The 16,931-nt window shown below is 68.8% G+C and carries 20 protein-coding genes; 11 read left to right on the top strand and 9 right to left on the bottom strand.

Translation table 11 applies throughout. From position 1 onward, the window contains the following. Nucleotides 1-2: 2 nt before the first annotated feature. From AB4Y74_RS16410 to AB4Y74_RS16395, 4 genes are read left to right on the top strand one after another with little or no spacing between them, the layout of a single operon-like run. Nucleotides 3-1,202, top strand: a complete 1,200-nt coding sequence (locus tag AB4Y74_RS16410) for a sensor histidine kinase (RefSeq protein WP_441800131.1) — start codon at nt 3-5, stop codon at nt 1,200-1,202. Continuing rightward, nucleotides 1,199-1,822, top strand: coding sequence for a response regulator (locus tag AB4Y74_RS16405; protein ID WP_441800130.1), 624 nt, complete (start codon nt 1,199-1,201; stop codon nt 1,820-1,822). Before AB4Y74_RS16410 ends, AB4Y74_RS16405 begins: the two co-directional genes overlap by 4 nt. A gap of 21 nt (nt 1,823-1,843) precedes the next feature. Next, complete coding sequence (locus tag AB4Y74_RS16400) at nt 1,844-2,491, top strand: TMEM175 family protein (RefSeq protein ID WP_441800129.1); 648 nt, start codon at nt 1,844-1,846, stop codon at nt 2,489-2,491. Nucleotides 2,492-2,507: 16 nt separating this feature from the next. Further along, nucleotides 2,508-2,696, top strand: a complete 189-nt coding sequence (locus tag AB4Y74_RS16395) for a hypothetical protein (RefSeq protein WP_441800128.1) — start codon at nt 2,508-2,510, stop codon at nt 2,694-2,696. 26 nt (nt 2,697-2,722) lie between these two features. Here the strand turns inward: AB4Y74_RS16395 and AB4Y74_RS16390 are convergent, their stop codons facing one another. Continuing rightward, nucleotides 2,723-2,947, bottom strand: a complete 225-nt coding sequence (locus AB4Y74_RS16390) for a hypothetical protein (protein WP_441800127.1) — start codon at nt 2,945-2,947, stop codon at nt 2,723-2,725. Between the two features lie 111 nt (nt 2,948-3,058). On the opposite strand from AB4Y74_RS16390, the gene AB4Y74_RS16385 reads away from it, so the two are divergent. Both AB4Y74_RS16385 and AB4Y74_RS16380 read left to right on the top strand, forming a co-directional pair. Further along, nucleotides 3,059-5,908 carry a hypothetical protein gene (locus AB4Y74_RS16385; RefSeq protein ID WP_441800126.1) on the top strand — a complete coding sequence of 950 codons (2,850 nt, stop codon included), beginning with the start codon at nt 3,059-3,061 and terminating at the stop codon, nt 5,906-5,908. Between the two features lie 307 nt (nt 5,909-6,215). After that, nucleotides 6,216-6,518 (top strand): hypothetical protein, encoded by a 303-nt coding sequence (locus AB4Y74_RS16380; RefSeq protein ID WP_441800125.1) that lies wholly within the window; start codon nt 6,216-6,218, stop codon nt 6,516-6,518. Between the two features lie 87 nt (nt 6,519-6,605). On the opposite strand, the gene AB4Y74_RS16375 is transcribed toward AB4Y74_RS16380, so the two are convergent. From AB4Y74_RS16375 to AB4Y74_RS16360, 4 genes are all read right to left on the bottom strand, one after another. After that, nucleotides 6,606-6,797, bottom strand: coding sequence for a hypothetical protein (locus AB4Y74_RS16375; RefSeq protein WP_441800124.1), 192 nt, complete (start codon nt 6,795-6,797; stop codon nt 6,606-6,608). 22 nt (nt 6,798-6,819) lie between these two features. Next, the gene (locus tag AB4Y74_RS16370) at nt 6,820-7,167 is read right to left on the bottom strand and encodes a hypothetical protein (protein ID WP_441800123.1); all 348 of its coding nucleotides are present in this window, start codon (nt 7,165-7,167) and stop codon (nt 6,820-6,822) included. After that, the gene (locus tag AB4Y74_RS16365; protein ID WP_441800122.1) at nt 7,164-7,463 is read right to left on the bottom strand and encodes a hypothetical protein; all 300 of its coding nucleotides are present in this window, start codon (nt 7,461-7,463) and stop codon (nt 7,164-7,166) included. Before AB4Y74_RS16365 ends, AB4Y74_RS16370 begins: the two co-directional genes overlap by 4 nt. A gap of 84 nt (nt 7,464-7,547) precedes the next feature. Then, a complete protein-coding gene (locus AB4Y74_RS16360; RefSeq protein WP_441800121.1) occupies nt 7,548-8,216 on the bottom strand; it encodes an HAD family hydrolase in 669 nt (222 codons plus the stop codon). 56 nt (nt 8,217-8,272) lie between these two features. Here AB4Y74_RS16360 and AB4Y74_RS16355 point away from each other — a divergent pair, with 56 nt between their 5' ends. From AB4Y74_RS16355 to AB4Y74_RS16335, 5 genes are all read left to right on the top strand, one after another. After that, a complete protein-coding gene (locus AB4Y74_RS16355) occupies nt 8,273-9,091 on the top strand; it encodes an SDR family oxidoreductase (RefSeq protein ID WP_441800120.1) in 819 nt (272 codons plus the stop codon). Between the two features lie 224 nt (nt 9,092-9,315). Further along, complete coding sequence (locus AB4Y74_RS16350; RefSeq protein WP_441800119.1) at nt 9,316-10,905, top strand: SpaH/EbpB family LPXTG-anchored major pilin; 1,590 nt, start codon at nt 9,316-9,318, stop codon at nt 10,903-10,905. 82 nt (nt 10,906-10,987) lie between these two features. Continuing rightward, entirely contained in the window at nt 10,988-11,908 is a 921-nt protein-coding gene (locus AB4Y74_RS16345; protein WP_441800118.1) for a class C sortase, read from the top strand. Beyond that, nucleotides 11,905-13,125, top strand: a complete 1,221-nt coding sequence (lepB, locus tag AB4Y74_RS16340; protein ID WP_441800117.1) for a signal peptidase I — start codon at nt 11,905-11,907, stop codon at nt 13,123-13,125. Before AB4Y74_RS16345 ends, lepB begins: the two co-directional genes overlap by 4 nt. After that, nucleotides 13,113-13,466 (top strand): hypothetical protein, encoded by a 354-nt coding sequence (locus AB4Y74_RS16335; protein WP_441800116.1) that lies wholly within the window; start codon nt 13,113-13,115, stop codon nt 13,464-13,466. Before lepB ends, AB4Y74_RS16335 begins: the two co-directional genes overlap by 13 nt. A gap of 58 nt (nt 13,467-13,524) precedes the next feature. On the opposite strand, the gene AB4Y74_RS16330 is transcribed toward AB4Y74_RS16335, so the two are convergent. From AB4Y74_RS16330 to AB4Y74_RS16315, 4 genes are all read right to left on the bottom strand, one after another. Beyond that, nucleotides 13,525-14,220, bottom strand: a complete 696-nt coding sequence (locus tag AB4Y74_RS16330; protein ID WP_441800115.1) for a hypothetical protein — start codon at nt 14,218-14,220, stop codon at nt 13,525-13,527. Between the two features lie 159 nt (nt 14,221-14,379). Next, nucleotides 14,380-14,628 carry a hypothetical protein gene (locus tag AB4Y74_RS16325; protein WP_441800114.1) on the bottom strand — a complete coding sequence of 83 codons (249 nt, stop codon included), beginning with the start codon at nt 14,626-14,628 and terminating at the stop codon, nt 14,380-14,382. 75 nt (nt 14,629-14,703) lie between these two features. Further along, nucleotides 14,704-15,753: a Gfo/Idh/MocA family protein gene (locus AB4Y74_RS16320; RefSeq protein WP_441800113.1), complete on the bottom strand. Its 1,050-nt coding sequence runs from the start codon at nt 15,751-15,753 to the stop codon at nt 14,704-14,706. 58 nt (nt 15,754-15,811) lie between these two features. After that, complete coding sequence (locus AB4Y74_RS16315; RefSeq protein ID WP_441800112.1) at nt 15,812-16,816, bottom strand: Gfo/Idh/MocA family protein; 1,005 nt, start codon at nt 16,814-16,816, stop codon at nt 15,812-15,814. Nucleotides 16,817-16,931: the final 115 nt, after the last annotated feature.

The following is a 16,931-nucleotide window of genomic DNA, read 5'->3' as shown; positions in this document are numbered from 1 at the left end:
TCGTGGCAGAGCGCGTGGACGACCGCTGGTTCGGGGACTGGATCGGGTACTCCGGCGCCGCAACCTTCGCGTCGGTGGTCCTCATCCTGGCCAATCCCGTCAGCGGGTACCCGCGGACGCTCACGTCCGCGGGTCTCGTGCTCGCGCTCTTCCCGATCTACTGGTTCTTGGCCCGGCCGAGCCGCGCCGGCATCCGTGCCAACACCTGGCGCGCATGGCTCTACGTCGTCATCGCGACCGCCGTCTATTTCGTGGCGTACGGCCTCAACAACTGGGCGAACATCGCGCTGTTCATCGTGTCTCCCCAGTTCTTCCTCGTGCTGTCCGCCCTCCCGGCCGCCGCTGCGATCGTCGTCATCAACTTCGGCGGTCTGACCGTACGCTGGCTGGTCGGCGACCTCGACCCGGGGGATGTGGCCGGGGTGCTGGGGCTGACGGTCCTGGTGATCGCCGTCTCCATCTACTTCAGCAACCGGATCACCGCCGTGACGAAGCAGAGTCGCGAGCGCGGACTGCTGATCGACCGGCTGCGCGAGCAGCAGCGCGAGATCGCGGAGCTCTCGGAGCAGCAGGGCGCCGCCGCCGAGCGCGAACGCATCGCGCGGGAGATGCACGACACGCTCGCGCAGGGCTTCACGAGCATCGTCACGCTCGGTCACGCGGTGCAGGGCGAGCTGGACACGGACCCGGCGATCGCACGCCGCCACGTCGAACTGATGACGGAGACCGCCCAGGAGAACCTGCAGGAGTCTCGCCGCATCATCGCCGCGCTGACCCCGGGCCGGTTGGCCGAGTCCACCCTCGAGCAGGCGCTCGGCCGGGTAGCCGGGCGATTTGAGGAGGAGACCGGCGTTCCGGTCGCGTTCTCCGTCACTGGTGAGCCGCATCCCGCGCTCCCGGCGATCGAGGTGGTCGCGTTGCGGGTGTTCCAGGAGGCGCTGGCGAATGTGCGCAAGCACGCGGACGCGTCGGCGGTGGATGCGGTCCTCGCGTACCAGCGCGAGGCGGTCGGGATCTCCGTCCGCGACGACGGTCATGGCTTCGATGCGGCGGCACCCCGCGAGGGGTTCGGGCTCGACGGGATGCAGGCGCGCGTGCGCGAGGCCGGCGGCACCTTCGAGCTGGAGACGGCCCCGGGGGCCGGGACGCGGCTCAGCGTGTACCTGCCCGCACCCGCAGGCCCGGGGGAGGTGACCGCATGATCCGCATCGTGCTGGCCGACGACCACCCGGTGGTACGCGAGGGCATCCGCGGCATGTTGCAGAGCTACGACGACATCGAGGTGGTGGGCCAGGCGGGCAGCGGGCCGGAGGCTGTTGCGCTGGTCGCTGAGCTGCATCCCGACCTCGTGCTGATGGACCTGCGTATGCCCGGCGGAGACGGCGTCGAGGCGACGCGGACGATCGCGGCCGCGCATCCGTCGACCCGCGTCGTCGTGCTGACCACGTACGAGACGGACCAGGACATCCTGCGCGCGATCGAGGCGGGAGCGAGCGGCTACCTGCTCAAGGACATCGCCCCGGCGGAGCTGGCCCGGTCGGTGCGCTCGGCTGCTGCCGGCCAGACAGTGCTGGCGACGTCCGCGGCGACCGCGCTGCTCGGTCGGGTACAAGGCAGGCAGGCGGGTCCGGCCCTCTCGGCGCAGGAGGTCAACGTCCTGCGACTGGCAGCCGACGGGCTGACCAACGCCGCCATCGGATCCCAGCTGTTCATCGGCGAAGCGACCGTGAAGACGTATCTGAGCCGTGCCTACGAGAAGCTCGGGGTCTCCGACCGCACGTCGGCCGTCCGCCGCGCTCTCGAACTCGGCTTGCTGGACTGAGCAGTACGGCAGAATGACCGCATGGCGGCGATGAGAACGGAACGCGGGCTCGACAGGCTCGTGAACTTCTCCGATGCGACCGTCGCGATCGCGATCACGCTGCTGATCCTGCCGCTCGTCGATGAGGCCTCCCAGATCGGAAACCTGTCGTTCGCCGAGTTCCTGGGGAAGAACTCCTGGGAGATGATCGCCTTCGTGATCTCCTTCGCGGTGATCGCGCGGTTCTGGGTCGTCCACCACCGCATCTTCGAGTCCGTCCGCGACTACAACGCGTGGGTCGTGTGGTTCAACTTCCTGTGGCTCCTGGCGATCGTCGTCATTCCGTTCAGCGCCAACGTCCTGGCGGCGGGCGAGGGTCAGCGACCCGAGATCTACGCGCTCTACATCGGTGACATGCTGCTCGCCACGATCGCGACCCGGCTCATCGGCGGGGTGCTGTACCGGCACCCCGAGCTGATGACGGATGCCGCGCGCGCCGAGCCCGCCGACCGTACCCGCGGCCTCGCCGAGGTGATGATCATGGCGGTCGCTCTGGTCCTGGCTGTGCTGGTGCCGGCGATCAACCTGTACTGGCTGTTCCTGCTGTTCCTCGCCGAGCCGCTGCACCGGGTGCTCCGCCTCGCGGTCTACGGCCGGGATGCCGAGCGGACTTCCCGATCCGGCGGCTGAGGGCTAGCGTCGGGGCATGCGACCCAAGACTCTTCTCCTTCTCCTCCTCCTCGCCGCCGCGTACCTTCTCGGCGCCCGCGCAGGTCGCGAGCGCTACGAGCAGATCACCGGCTCCGTCACGTCGTTCTGGAACGCTCCGGACGTGAAGAAGGCACGCAAGAAGGCGCAGGCGCAGGCGGAGAAGGCGCGTAAGCGCTACGCCTGACTCCCGACGCACAGTCGCGCGGGCGGCTACGGCTTGTCGTGGTCCCGCTCGGTGTATTCGCCCTCGGGCGCGTCGACGGGCTCTTCTACGTCCGTGTAGGTGCCCTCGACCGCCTCTTCGGGGCCGACGCCTTCGGTCTCGGTGTACTGGCCATGCACGGTGCGCTCGTGCGGCGCCTCGCCGTCGACCTCGGTGTAGCTGCCCTCGAGGTTGTCGTGTGCGTCGCCGATCGGCTGCTCTGGGTTGCTCATACGAGGGACACTACGCCGTGCCGCCCCCGACTGCTACAGGTGGACGCGCCGTAGCCGCACCGGCACCGGCCGGAGTAGTCTGCGCCCGTCGAACGGACGATCGGCGGATCCATGAGCGAAGACGCAGCAGCGGACGAGTGGCCCCACCGCGTCCTGGAGCTCCGCATCCACGGCATCAAGAACACGCCGCCCACGGAGAGCCTCGGTCGCGAGCTGAGCGAGCTGCGCCAGACGCAGGGTGATGAGAACGGCGGGTTCTGGTGGGCCCCGAAGCAGGACGAACCGGACCGCGACCCGGACGAAGCCCCGGGGGCCGTCGACCCGGCGGTGCCGCCGACGGGCGTCCGCACCGAGGCGTACTCGTGGGGTCGACTCGCCCGCTTCGGCTCAGGCCCCCTGCTCTTCATCGGGCAGCTCTTCGTCCAGTTGGCGTGGCTGCTGCTGGCGCCGTTCGGCCTCGCCAACACCGCCTACTGGACTCGGCGCATCCCGACGCAGCGCCCGGGCGGTGAGTGGGATGCGGGGGTCGGGGGCGCCTCCCTCCGCATTTTCGCTCTCGGCCTGACCCTGCTCTATGTCTGCGCCTTGGGGTCGGTGAGCCTGGACCTCGGCGTCCAGTGCATCAGCGGCACCGCCTGCACAGCCCTGCCGAGTGGCTTCACCGGCTTCTTCAGCACCGCGCCGCTCAGTTGGCGCGGCCCGCAGCTGTCCATCCTGTCGCTCGTCCCGATCGCCGGTGTCCTGCTGCTGTTCCTGGTCTCACGACGGGCCCGCGCCCGCTATGAAGCAGCGATCTTCGACGCCGCCGACCGGATGGGCGGACGGGGCGTCAGCCGCACCGGCAAGCTTCGCCCCCTCGCCTCGGAGGGTTTCTGGCGCACCGCACGCGTGGGGTCGCCGACCGAGCGACTGCACCTGGCGGCCGCGTTCCTCCTGGTCGCCCTCCTGCTGGCCTGGGACAGGATGTTCTCCGCCGCTGAGGCGTGCGCGAAGCTGCAGACGTTCGTCTCCGGCGAGTGTCTCGGCGCGGCGGCCCGTACCGGCGACCTCCCGATTCTCGTCGGAGGGATACTGGCGGCCGCGGGACTGGTCATCGCTATCGTGCTGGTCGGAGCCCTCGCCGAGACGACCAACCCGGGCCAAGGTGCAGTGGATGAGTACCTCCGCGACCGACTCCGGCGCACCGGGACGGTCACGGCCTGGGTGCTCGTCGGTGGTGTGGTCGTCTACGTGTTCGTCGGCGCATCCCTCTGGTTCGGCGGACAGTACGACGTGCCCGGAACCGGCGCGTTCCTCGGGCTGGCGACCGCACCATCCATCATCCTGGGCGTGCTGCTGGCGATCTGCGTCTCCGCCCTGGGCTGGCGGCGGGGGGTCCCGCACCGGCTGTCGATCGCGCTCATGACCGTCGCGGGACTGGCGTTCCTGGCGGGCGTCGCGCAGAACCCGCCGACGCAGGGCGGCGAGCCGGGACCGCTGCGGGTGCCCCTCCTGACGATCGCGGCCGTGGTGACCCTCGTGCAGCTGTTCCTCGTCTGGTGGTGGCCGCGCTCGCGAAGGGGTCGTCGCGCCGGGCCGCCGGAGCGCTTCCGCGCCGAAGGCTGGGCCGGGATGGGACCGGGCGTCCTCATGCTGCTCTCCCTGGGTGCCGCGATGATCCTCTCCACCCTGCTGGTACTGGGCGTCCAGGGCTGGCTGGTGAGCGGGTCGGCCCCGTGCGGCTGCGCCGCCCCTCCGCACGGCGTGCTCCGGCCGCCGATCGTTTACCACAACTTCGGGGACGTCCTCCCGTTCATCGCTCTCATCCTCGGGGTCGTCGTCGCGGGCATCGCGCTGTCCCTCCTGCGCTGGATGCCGCTCCTGACCACTCCACGAACCCGTGACGGTCGCCGACCGCTGCTGGAGGGGGTGGATGCGTACCGCGATGGCCGCATCGACGCCAGCACGACAGCCGACCGGCTGGCGCTGAAGATCCTCCGCGCACGACGCCTCGCCGCACTGATGCACCGCGGCGAGCCGATCCTGGGCATCGTCGCCGGTCTGCTCGCGGTCGGGTTCGTCGTGGCGCTCGCCGTGTCGTATTCCGTCGCGTTCCGGGCGATCGACGGACTCGTCGGTCCGGCGCTCGCGGTCATCGCCGCCGCCATCCTCGCCGTGATCGTCGAGAACGCGCTCACGGCCACCGAACGCCCCATCAGCGTGATGTGGGACCTCATGTGCTTCCTCCCGCGCGCCGGCCATCCCTTCGGTCCGCCCTGCTACGCGGAGCGGGTCGTCCCGGAGGTGCGCGACCGCGTCACCGACTGGCTCACCCACGACCTCCAACCGCCCGACGGACTCGATCTCGCCGAGCGCCAGAAGTGGCGCGAGGCGCAGGAGGAAACCGCGCTGTCGGAAAAGCGCCCGTTCAGCGTGGTGCTGTCGGCGCACAGCCTCGGAGCCGTGCTGGCCGTCTCGACGCTGTTCACCCTGCGGCCGGACGGCGCCGAGCAGCTCCGCAACGTCGGGCTGCTCACCTACGGCGCGCAACTGCGGGTCTACTTCGGGCGATTCTTCCCCGAGCTGTTCGGCCCGGACGCGCTCGGCACGCTCGGCTCACGCCGCCCGCTGCTCGTGAAGGGCGACCCGTGGTTCACGCAGGTCGAGCTCGACCAGGACGGCGACCCGGTCGTCGTCGGCGGGTCTGCTGCGGACGACCCGTCGCTCGTGCAACTGCTCACCCAGCCGGACGGCTCCGTCGCCTGGGTCAACCTGTGGCGCCGCACCGACTACCTCGGCTTCCCGATCAACAGCTACCGGCTGGACGACCGGCGCCCCGACGACCTCGACCGCGGGGCCGACGAGTTCGGGCCGCCGCGCTACCTCGTGAAGGTGGCGACCCATCCCGACTACCAGTCCGCGCCGCAGTACCGGGTGGCCTTGCTGGATGTGATCAGCCGGCTCGAGTCTGGAGGCCCGTAACCCTCCGCTACCCCGCCCGAGCGGGAGAATCGACCCCCTTGGGCAGCGCGCTGAGACGGCGTTACGTGTTCAGCATGACCGATTCGCGTAATGCACAGGAGCCGGTCACCGGCCACGACCCACCAACGGTCTGGCCGGCCACCTCAGGGTGACGACGGTGGCGCCGTCAAGCCCACCGCGGACAAGGACGTGATCCAGGATGTGATTCCGGACCTCGACGATGCCAACGACACGGGCGAGAGCGCGGACTCCGCGACCTCGTACAGCGAAGAGGGCAAGCCGTAAGGCGCCCGGGAAGGAGCGGAGCATGAGCGACACCAGTGGACTGCCCAACACGGACGCCGAGGGTGTGCCGGAGGAGGACAAGCCGGAGCGCTTCGACGACGGGGACGCCCAGGCGGCCGAGCCCGCCGAGACCGAACCCGGTCAGTCAGGCCGGGTATCGGAACCTCACGAGACGGGCATCGCTCCGGAAGGAGCCGAGGATGTGACGGACGCTGACAACGGCGGCGACCAGTCCGCGCCTCCACCCGCCGACTTCGATCCGGCCGATCAGCCGTCCAATCCCGACCTCGTGGGTGACAGCAACGCCAGCGAACCCCCGGACTGATCCCCCACGCGCTACCGGCCGCGCGCCGGTGCCAGACGGCCCCGCCCTCCTCATCCCAGGGCGGGGTTGTTGTCTGCGCTCAGCAGTTCAGCGGTTGCGGCCGAGGAGCCATCCCGCGCCCGCGGCCAGTCCGATCGCGCAGAGCGCGGCGCCCACAGCGAGTACCGGGACGCCGCCGCCGGTGCGCGGCACCAGCATTCCGACGACGACCAGGAGCGCGCCGACGTTCAACAGCACGGCGGCGACCCAGCCGAGCGCCGTGCGGAGCGTGGCGTTCATTCCGGAAAGCGTAGCCCCGCGGCTACTCCCCATCGATCAGGTCGAGCAGGCGCTTCGTCTCGCGGGCGATGTCATCGTGGTCGTTCTGGGCTGCGCGACTCTCCAGCGAGATGACGGCGCACCGGTGGACCTTCGCGAAATCGCCGAACGGGAAGCTGAAGCGTCCCTTCGTCTCGTCGCTCTTCTCCGGGTCCTCGCCGAGGTGCCACAGCGCGTACTCGTCCCACCCGTTCTTCTCGATGAAACGGTTCTCGGCGTCTGCGCTCGGGGCGTGCTCGCTCCAGTCGTCGCGCTCGTCGTGCACGACCTTGCCCTGCTCGACGAGCTTCCGGGCGTGCTCCAGCGCCTTCTTGTTCAGATGGATGCTCATGCCTCGCCCTGGTTGCCGGTGGAGGCCGTCTCTGCATCCAACGACTCGTTGATCAGGGAGGCGACGAGCATCCGCCAGTCCGACCCTTCATGCAGGGTCTCCGCGTACCCGGGTGGAACCGCGCCGAAGACCGGCTCGTGCTCCTCGCCCTCCACCGCGACGCGGATCAGCGTCCCGAGTTCGGCGTGCGACTCGTCGAGTACCACCCACACCCCCGGTGACTTCTTCTCCACGTGGAAGATGCGGTCGCGGTACGGATACCGCACGCTGGACATCTCGAGTTCGCTCGCCGACATGGCGACTCCTCTCCCTGGGCCGTCGTCCCTAATGGAACGCCGCCCGCGTCGGCTTGGCAAGAGCCTTCTTCTGAGCGCGTCCGTTCAGGCCGACCGCCGGCCGCTGAGCACGCCGTCGATCCGGGCCAGCAGATCGGCGGGGTCGTCGAACACCGAAACGGCCCCCGCCTCCAGCAGCTCGGAGGGCCCGACACCGCCCGAGAGTACGCCGGCGGCCCGGACGTGGGCGCGCGCGGCGGCCATCATGTCCCACGTCGAGTCTCCGACGAACAGCGCGTCGGAGGGGCCGACCCCGGAGCGTTGCAGGGCGACCTCGATGAGTCCCGGCTCCGGCTTCGCCGTCTCCACATCGTCGGCGTTGGTCGTCGCGTGGATGGCGTCATCCGCATCCAGGGTCTCCATCAGCAGCTTCAACTCATCCTCCGGGGCGGACGTCGCGAGCACGACCCGGATGCCGCGGGAGGCCAGCTCGCGCAGCAGGTCGCCGGCGTGCTCGAACGCGCGCAGCCGACCGGACTGCTCCCGGTAGTGCTGCGAGTGCAGGTCCTTCGCGCGCTGGATCCACTCCTCGTCCCTGTCGCCGACGAGCGAGTCGAGGAGTTGGGCCGAATCCTGGCCGATCGATCGGTGGATGCGCCACGAATCCACCGGCGTGCCCATCTCGGCGAACGCACGGCTCCACGCGTCGACGTGCAGGAAGTTGGAGTCGACGAGGGTCCCATCGACATCGAAGAGTACGGCGGAGATCGTCATGGCTCCACGACTACCACCCCTTGCGCCTGTCCGGGATGGGGTGCACCGTGCCCGGTATGGCCGATCAGACGTATCCGGAACTCACCGACCCCCGCACCGCCATCGTCACCGGCTCCGACTCCGGTATCGGGCGCGCCACTGCCGTCGCCCTCGCGCAGGCCGGTATGGACGTGGGGATCACCTGGCACTCCGACGAGACGGGTGCGGAGGAGACTGCGCGCCTCGTGCGCGAGACCGGCCGCCGCGCCGTCGTCGCGCATCTCGACACGACGGACGCGCCCGCCTGCGGGGACGTCGTCGACCGGATGGCCGACGAACTGGGCGGCTGCGACGTCTTCGTCAACAACGCCGGCGTCAACGGCGGCACTCCGTTCTTCGAGACCGACTGGGAGACCTGGCGGAAGACCGTCTGTGCCGATCTCGACGGTGCCTTCGTCTGCATCCAGCGCATGGCCAAGCGGATGGTGGATGCGGGACGCGGCGGCCGCATCATCGGTGTCACCAGCGTGCACGAGCATCAGCCCCGCGTCGGCTCGGCCGCCTACGACGCGGCCAAGCACGGTCTGGGCGGCCTCCTCAAGACGCTCGCGCTCGAGCTCGGCGAGTACGGGATCACCGCGAACGCCGTCGCGCCGGGCGAGATCTCGACGCCGATGAACGATGCAGACGATGAGGACCCGCGGGAGGTGCATCGTCCGGGCATCCCGCTCGGCCGGCCGGGCGACGCCCGCGAGATCGCCGCGGTGATCGCCTTCCTCGCGTCCCCCGCCGCCTCGTACGTCACCGGCGCCTCCTGGGCGGTCGACGGCGGGATGCTGCAGATGGGACCGCAGGCCGGCTCGCACCTCACCTCGGACGACTGGCGCCGGCTCTAGCAGCCGTCGCCCCGCCTGTGACGGGCATTCGTGCCCGCAATGCATGCCGTTTGTAATCATTTTATTGCTATCCAGTTTCGCGTTTCGAGCGTAATGAAACGCCCCCCACGGAGTCCTCATAGGTGAGGGCCGACCGGTCCTCGACGTATTCGCTCTCGGAGGCGATGCGGCCGTCTCTTCGTGGGGGCCGTCCCACCCCGCGGTGGATCGGAAAGGAAACTGGAATGACCGCAAACGCACGGCATCGCGGGCGCACAGCGCTTGCTGCCGCAACCGTCCTTTCGCTGGGTGTGCTGGGAGCACTGGCGACCAGCGCTGCCGCGAATGCCGCCTCGATCGATACGGCGCGGCAGGGCTCGATCCTCATCCACAAGTACACGAACCCGGGAAACGGCGATCAGAACGCCTCCGGAACGGGAACCGAGCCGGACACGGAGCCGATCTCGGGAGTCGTGTTCGAGTACTGCTCGATCGACGGAATCGACCTGCTCGACGGCACAAACACGGGCTGGGACGACCTGAACGCGATCACCGCTGCAGCGAAGCAGGCTGCTGCGGCAACGGGGACGACCCAGCTCGGCAGCCACACCCTGAGCGGGTGCACCGGCATGCCGGCGACGAACGCCTCCGGTGCGGCCACGACGGCCAAGCTCCCGCTCGGCGCCTACTTCGTGCGAGAGATCTCCGCCCCCAACAACGTGGTGACCCGCGCTGCGCCGTTCATCGTCACGCTGCCCACCCCGGAGGATGCCAAGACCCTCAACGGCACCTGGGTCTACGACGTGAACGTCTACCCGAAGAACACCATCGCCCAGGGGCCGGTGAAGAACGTCGTCAAGCAGGACGCCAACGGCTCTCTGCTGGGGGCTCCGGTGCAGTACGAAGTGACGCAGCTCATCCCCGCGCTCGCGACCGGAGAGGCGTACGCGAAATTCAGCCTGACTGAGACGCTCGACACGAAGCTCACGCCGGGTGCCGCTCCGGTGACGGTGAAGGCGGGCGCGACGACGTTCGCCTCCGGTACCGACTACACCGCGGTGTGGGCGGGACAGCGGCTCACGGTCACGTTTACGCCGGCCGGTCTGGCGAAGCTGCTGGCCGGGCAGAACGTCGTGTTCGGATTCCAGGCCACGCCGAATGCCCCAGGAGCGATCGACAACCAGGTCTTCCTGAACCTCAACGACTTCACGCTCACCCCGGGCTCGGCGAACGGTACGGACGGTTCGCCCTCCACCACCGCCACGACCCGCTGGGGTGACCTGGTGGTGCAGAAGGTGAACGCGGCCAACACCTCCGACGGTCTGTCGGGCGCGAAATTCGAGGTCTACCGGGGAACCACCGATCAGGTCTCCGGCTGCACGGCAGACATCAGCGGCCTCACGCAGGTGACCGTGCCGGGCGGGAGCACGCCGTATGTGGCGACGTCCAACGGCACCGGCACGATCTCGATCGCGGGACTCTGGATCGGCGACACCGAGAAGACCGTGGCGGCGGATGGCACGGTGTCCGACACTGCGGTGGCCGGTCACGACTTCCTCCAGCGCTGCTATGTGCTCAAAGAGATCGCGGCACCGGACGGCTTCGTGCTTCCTACGGGCGCCGCGGCCCTCACCCCGGTCATGGTGAAGGCCGGCGCCAACGGCGTCGTCCCGCTGGTCAAGATCAACAACACGCAGCAGCGCGTCCCCGAGCTGCCGTTCACCGGATCCAACGTCCAGCTCGCACTCACCATCGGCGGTATCGCGCTCCTGATCATCGCCCTCGGCGGTGTGCTGGTCGTCCGTCGGCGGGCGACCCGCCGCGAAAACGGCTGAGCAGCCTCCCTCGCACGTCGCTCGGAGGCGGGTCGGAATCCCGCCCGCCTCCGAGCGGCACTCACACACCGGAAACCGAGACATGCCCCGAGAGATCCCACGGCACGCGCGGCCCCGCCGCCGCTGGCGGCCGGGCTTCCTCGTGATCCTGATCGCTGTACTCGGTGTGCTCGGGGCGACCATCCTGACCTACTCACCGGCGGCGAGCTGGCTCTCCGCCTACAACCAGTCCCTCGTGATCAGCCGCTACAGCGAAGCGATCAAGAAGGTCAAGCCCACAGCGTCGGAGCAACTCGCCGAATCGCATCGCTACAACACCGACCTCTCAGCCGGAGCCGTTCTCGAAGCCAACACCAATGTCCCCACCGGCAACGGTACGAGCGGGCTGAAGACGTACGACTACTGGAAGCTGCTCGATACGCCCAACGGTGCGATGTCCCGCATCCAGATCCCCGTCATCTCGGTCGATCTGCCGATCTACCACGGCACGAGTGATGCCTCACTGCTGAAGGGTGCCGGGCATCTCCAAGGAACCTCGTTGCCCGTCGGAGGCGAGAGCACGCACTCCGTCATCACCGCCCACCGTGGTCTGGCCGACGCGACGATGTTCACCGACCTCGACAAGGTGAGAAAAGGCGACACGTTCACGCTCACCACGTTCGGCCAGGTCTACACCTACGAGATCTTCGACACCCGCGTCGTCGAGCCCGAAGACACCGCGACACTCCGGCAGGAGGCGGATCGCGATCTGGTCACGCTCGTCACCTGCACACCTCTCGGCATCAACACCCACCGCATCCTCGTCACCGGCAAGCGCATCCTGCCCACGCCACCGAAAGACCTCGACGCGGCGAAGAACACGAAGGCGACACTCCAGTTCCCGTGGTGGGCGCCGCTCTATGCCGGTGGTCTCGTTGTCGTCGCTCTGTACACCTGGTGGGCCGGGCGCAGATATCCGCTCCACGGCGCCCATTACCCGAAGCGAAAAAAGGAGGCGCGATGACCGTGATGCCCCGCATCCCGTCCCGGAAGCCGAAGCGGCACCGATCGTCCTTCGTCGCCCCGGCGACCCGCTCCCACAGCGTTCCCGACGCCCTCTCCTGGCGTGAGCAGCTCGACGGCTCCTCCGCGCCGAAGGGCCCGGCCGCGTGGACGGCGGCGAGCCGCGACGGCCTCGGCAGGACCGTCATCGACGCCGGTCCGTACGGGGTCATCGACATCGCGACAGCGGAAGCGATCGACGGTGCCGGCCGCAATCCCGAGCTCGGCGTCGTCTGGTGGGACAAACGCTCGTTCCGTGAAGAAGACGACGACGACGGCACGATTCAGACCAGTTTCGTCCCGGCATCCATCGCCGACCACGTCTCACTTGCGCGTGCTTCACAGCCGTCGGCGTCGCTCGATGAGCCGAGGGCGTGGCCGCTCGGGTCCCCCGGGCCACCCGTTCGGGCGAGCCGGCCGAACGATGACGAGGGGCCCGACCCCAGGCGGCGCACCCGTCGATCCCGCCACGTCGCTCTCGTACCGCATCAAGGCAAGCGAAGTCGGCCGGTCGATTCGACGCATCCCCGACGGGCACTGCTGCGACGACGACGCGCGCGGCGTCGCATTGTGCTCGGGGGCGTGCTGGTCATCGTCGCGTTCGTCACGACGGTCATCATCCAGAACGCGATCATCACCCCCTTCACCGTGCCCTCGGCCTCCATGGAGAACACCCTCGACCCGGGTGACCGCATCCTGGTGAACAAGTTCGCCTACGCGACGTCGCCGATCCATCGCGGAGACGTCATCGTCTTCCGAGATCCCGGCGGATGGCTGGAGCCCGGTGAAAGGCGTGCGACGGGAAGCGACGATTATCTCGTCAAACGCGTGATCGGCATCCCTGGCGACCGGGTCACGTGCTGCGACACGAATGGCCGGGTGACCATCAACGGCCTGGTGCTCGACGAGCAATTCGCGACGATCCCCGCCGGCAGCCCGTCGGCCGCCTCGCCGTTCGAGGTGACCGTGCCCGCTGGTGATCTGTGGGTCCTCGGAGACAATCGCTACCATTCGCGAGACTCGAGCCAGACGCAAGACCTGGAGACTCGGGGATTCGTTCCCATCGCAGACGTCGTCGGTCAAGCCGTCTTCAAGCTCTGGCCGGTGACCGAACTCGCGCCGATCGGAACGGCGCGGGAGACGTTCGCGTCGATCCCCGACGAGATATGCCCGATCTGAGAGCACACGCTCGAGACCACGACGAGGTCGACGGACTGGACGAGTCCGCCGGAGGTGTTCCCGCGCCGAACACGGCTGCCGAGTTCATCTCCGACTTCGCACTCCCCACGGTCGTACCCCAGCGGGTGCACCCCCTCGCCGTGATGGCTTTGCTTCTCGCATTCCTCGTGCCGATGGTCGCCATCCCCGTCGGACACCGGGTCGCGCGCACCCTGCAGCACGACGGCGGTCGCGGTCGAGCACTGCTGCAGGCGGCGATACTGATCAGCTACCTCAACATCCTGCTGCTCGCCCTCATCGGCCTCAACCTCGCAGCCGCGGTACTTCTGCACCTGACGTGAGCCGCCTCGCCCCAAGTTGTCGACTCGGCGCACTCCCGACGGCGATGACCATCGAGAATCAGCCGATCAGAGACACGGCGCGCGCGATGACCAGCGCGAGCAGCACGAATCCAGCGAACGACTCGAGGGCCATGAGCAGCTTCGCCCGGTGCCTCAGCGGCATGGTGTCGGTCGGGCTGAACGCCATCGAATTCGACAGGGAAAAATAGAAGTAGTCGATGTAGGTCGGAACCCAGTCCGCCTTCGCGCTGGAACCGCGCGCGACCTCGTCGATCGCGTCGTGGTCTTCATCCTGCGGGAACCGGAAATCGGCAAGCTCGAGCTTCGACCGGGGGACCATCGACCTCGCGATCGGGCCGCCGCGGTCGAGCACCCAGAACACCAGAGCGAACGCGATCACGTTGGTGAGCCAGACCTGGAGCGAGGCCAGGAGGAGTTCAGAACCGTTGCCCCGCTTGTTGAGCAGCCGGATGATCGTCTCGGCGAACGCGATCTGGTTCGCCACCAGGATGATCAGGGCGAGTGCGATTTCGGCCCGCCGCGACCACATCGACTCGCGCGTCAGTCGGTGCGGGTTGTAGAGCACGAGCGCAACGACCATCAGCAGGCAGACTCCCACCACGGCATACCGCTCGATAGCGGGCACGACGCTCGGGAGGAATGCGTACGCGGCAAGGGCGATCACCGTGGCGATAACCGCGGGCCAGCGGTGCTCGGGTTGCGCTCTGCGCACGTCTTTCGAGGTTTCGGTCACACCGGGAACAGTACAACCGCGCGGTGGAGCTAGGAGCAGCGCGGAGCGATGCCGCGACCCCAGCGCCGAGGGAGCCTGCGATCGCGCGGTGGAGCTAGGAGCAGCGAGGAGCGATGCCGCGACCCCAGCGCCGAGGGAGCCTGCGACCGAGGTCCCCGGTCAGTTGAAGATCGCCCACTCCTCGCGGTCGAGCCTGGCCCGATTGCCCTGAATGACCAGATACCACGAGTTCTCGTCGCGGTGCAGGTACTCCGCGAGGATCGTCGTGTACTTCCACTCGCCGGACACCAGCGACCAGCGGATCAGCGAAATGAGCTGGCCCTGGCGCAGGTAGGGGACTGCGACGAAATCATTCTGATGATGGGGCTCCGGAACGGTGTGGCGGGCCCCCGTCCGCTGCGTGCTCATGGTGCACTGTAACTCCGCCGCAGGCCCGCTGGATATACCCCGAGCAATTCGGGAAAACGACGCTCTCTTCGCCTGTTATCCGCGGGATGCGGCGCTCGTCAGCTCCTCGATCGGCCGAACCGGCGCGATGGTCCGGTGCTCGGCGGATTCGTAGGCGGCCAGGATGATGCCGAGCACCTCGATCCCCTCCTTCTGCGTGTGGAGCGGCCGAGTCCCGTCCAGGAGGCTTCGCGCGAAGTGGGCGATCTCGGCGCCGAACTCGTGCACCGGCTCCAAATCGTATGAGGTCGGCTGCTCGTCGCCCCGTCCCCGGAACGTGAGAGTCGTGCCGTCGCTGGTCAGGCTGCCGTGCTCACCGACGGCGGAGAACTTCTCCGTACCGTCGGCCGGCTGGTACGCCCAGCTCGTGACCAGGCTGCCGATCACCCCGTTGTCGAAACGCACGAGGACCTGCGCCGAGTCCTCCCCCTCCATGAAGGTGAGTCGGTGCGTAGCCAGCAGCGCGGTCACCTCGACGGGCGAGCCGCCCGCCAGGTGCAGCAGCAGGTAGGTGGGGTGGTATCCGGTGTCGATGAGCTCGCCGCCCCCGCTGGTGGCAGCGTGAGCACGCCATCCCATGTTCGCCGGGTCGAAGTCGTTGTAGAAGCTGTCCGTGGTCCGCACCTCGTAGAGGCGCCCGAGAGCGCCGGACTCGATGAGCTCCTTCGCCTTCGCGACGGCGGGGAGGAACAGCTGGTTGTGCGCGCACATCAGGGTCACGCCCGCCTCGGTGACCGCGGCATCCACCTCGGCTGCCTCTTCGGGCGTGAGACAGAGCGGCTTCTCGCAGAGGATGTGCTTGCCGGCGCGGGCCGCGGCGACGATCGCGTCCTTGTGCAGGTGGTGGGGAAGGCAGATGTCGACGGCGTCGATGTCCGCTTCCGCGAGCATGGTCGTGTAGTCGGCGTAGATGGCAGCGCCGGTGTCGCCGGCGCGACGTTCGGCCGCTTCGCGGACCGGGTCGGCGACGGCGGCGAAGGTGACGGTCTCGGGGTTGCGCCGGTAGCCGGCGACGTGTGCGCCGGCGATGCCGCCGGCTCCGATGAGGCCGATGCGGATGGTGGTGCGGGGCAGGGCAGTGGACATGGTGAAGGGCTCCTTGAGAAGTGGATGCGGTGCTCGCGCACCGAGAAGGGGGAGAGGGTCAGGCGACGGGCGCCGCTTCCACCGCGACCGCGCGGCCGGCCGCCGCCGACTCGTTGGCAGCGACGACCATCCGGGTCAGTTCGACGGCGTGACGCAGGTTGTCGTCGGCCGTGGTGCCGTCGTGGATGTGCTGCACCCACTGAGCGAATGCACCGGGCCGGGCCTCGGGGAGTGGCAGCTCCTGCCACTCCTCACCGAAGGCCCCGCCCTTGGCGAGGAGCCGTTCGCCGCCGAAACCGAACATGACCGAGGCGAGGGTGCCCCGGAGCTCGATCGTGAACGCGCCGGGCGTCGTGACGACGCTGGCCTCGAAGACGCCGATTCGGCCGCCGGGGAACGCTGCCGTCACGACCGCGTTGTCCTCGACGGCGCGCCCCGTCACGCTCCCGTACGTCGCCGAGATCGTCAGCGGCTCGGCGCGATGGAAAAGCCGGGTGAGGTACGCCGGGTGGCAGCCCAGGTCGGTGAGGGCACCGCCGATCGCCGCCTCAGGATCGGCGAACCGCTCCGGCAGCCAGCCGGCGACCCAGCCGTCGTGCGCGAGGCGCACACGCGAGTAGGTGAGGTCGCCGAGCGTGCCATCGTCGAGGATGCGCTCGATGGCCGCGGTGTAGTCGTCCGACAGTCGCGGCAGCGAGACGACGAGTGCGACGCCGGCATCGCGGGCGAGGTGGACCAGCTCCTCCGCTTCCGCGACGGTGGGGGCGAGGATCTTCTCGGTGAAGACGTGCTTACCGGCGGCGATGGCGCGACCGATGACGTCGCGATGCCGGTCGGTCGCGGTGGTGACGGTGACGGCATCGAGCTCGGAGCGCGCGAGCAGCTCGTCGAGGTCGGCGACGAACTCCACGCCGAACTCGTCGGCGGCCTCCTGGCCGCGCTCGTCGTCGTCGTCCCAGACGGCGACGAGGGTGGTGTCGGGATGCTGCTGGACGTTGCGCGCGTAGTCGCCCGCATGCACGTGCCAGAAGCCGATCGCTGCAACGGTGAGGGGGTGGGACATGCCTGTGAAGGCCTCCTTGCCATGGGATTCGGTGCGCGAACCACGAAAGCGTATCTTCTGCTCCGGAGCAGTCGATAGCCCTTCCGGGAAAATTTCTGGAATCGATCCCAGGTTC

It is taken from the genome of Leifsonia sp. RAF41 (assembly GCF_052114085.1).
Taxonomy (GTDB): domain Bacteria; phylum Actinomycetota; class Actinomycetes; order Actinomycetales; family Microbacteriaceae; genus Leifsonia.
Note: the sequence above shows the minus strand (reverse complement) of the source record. Positions and strands in the feature narration are given on the sequence as shown.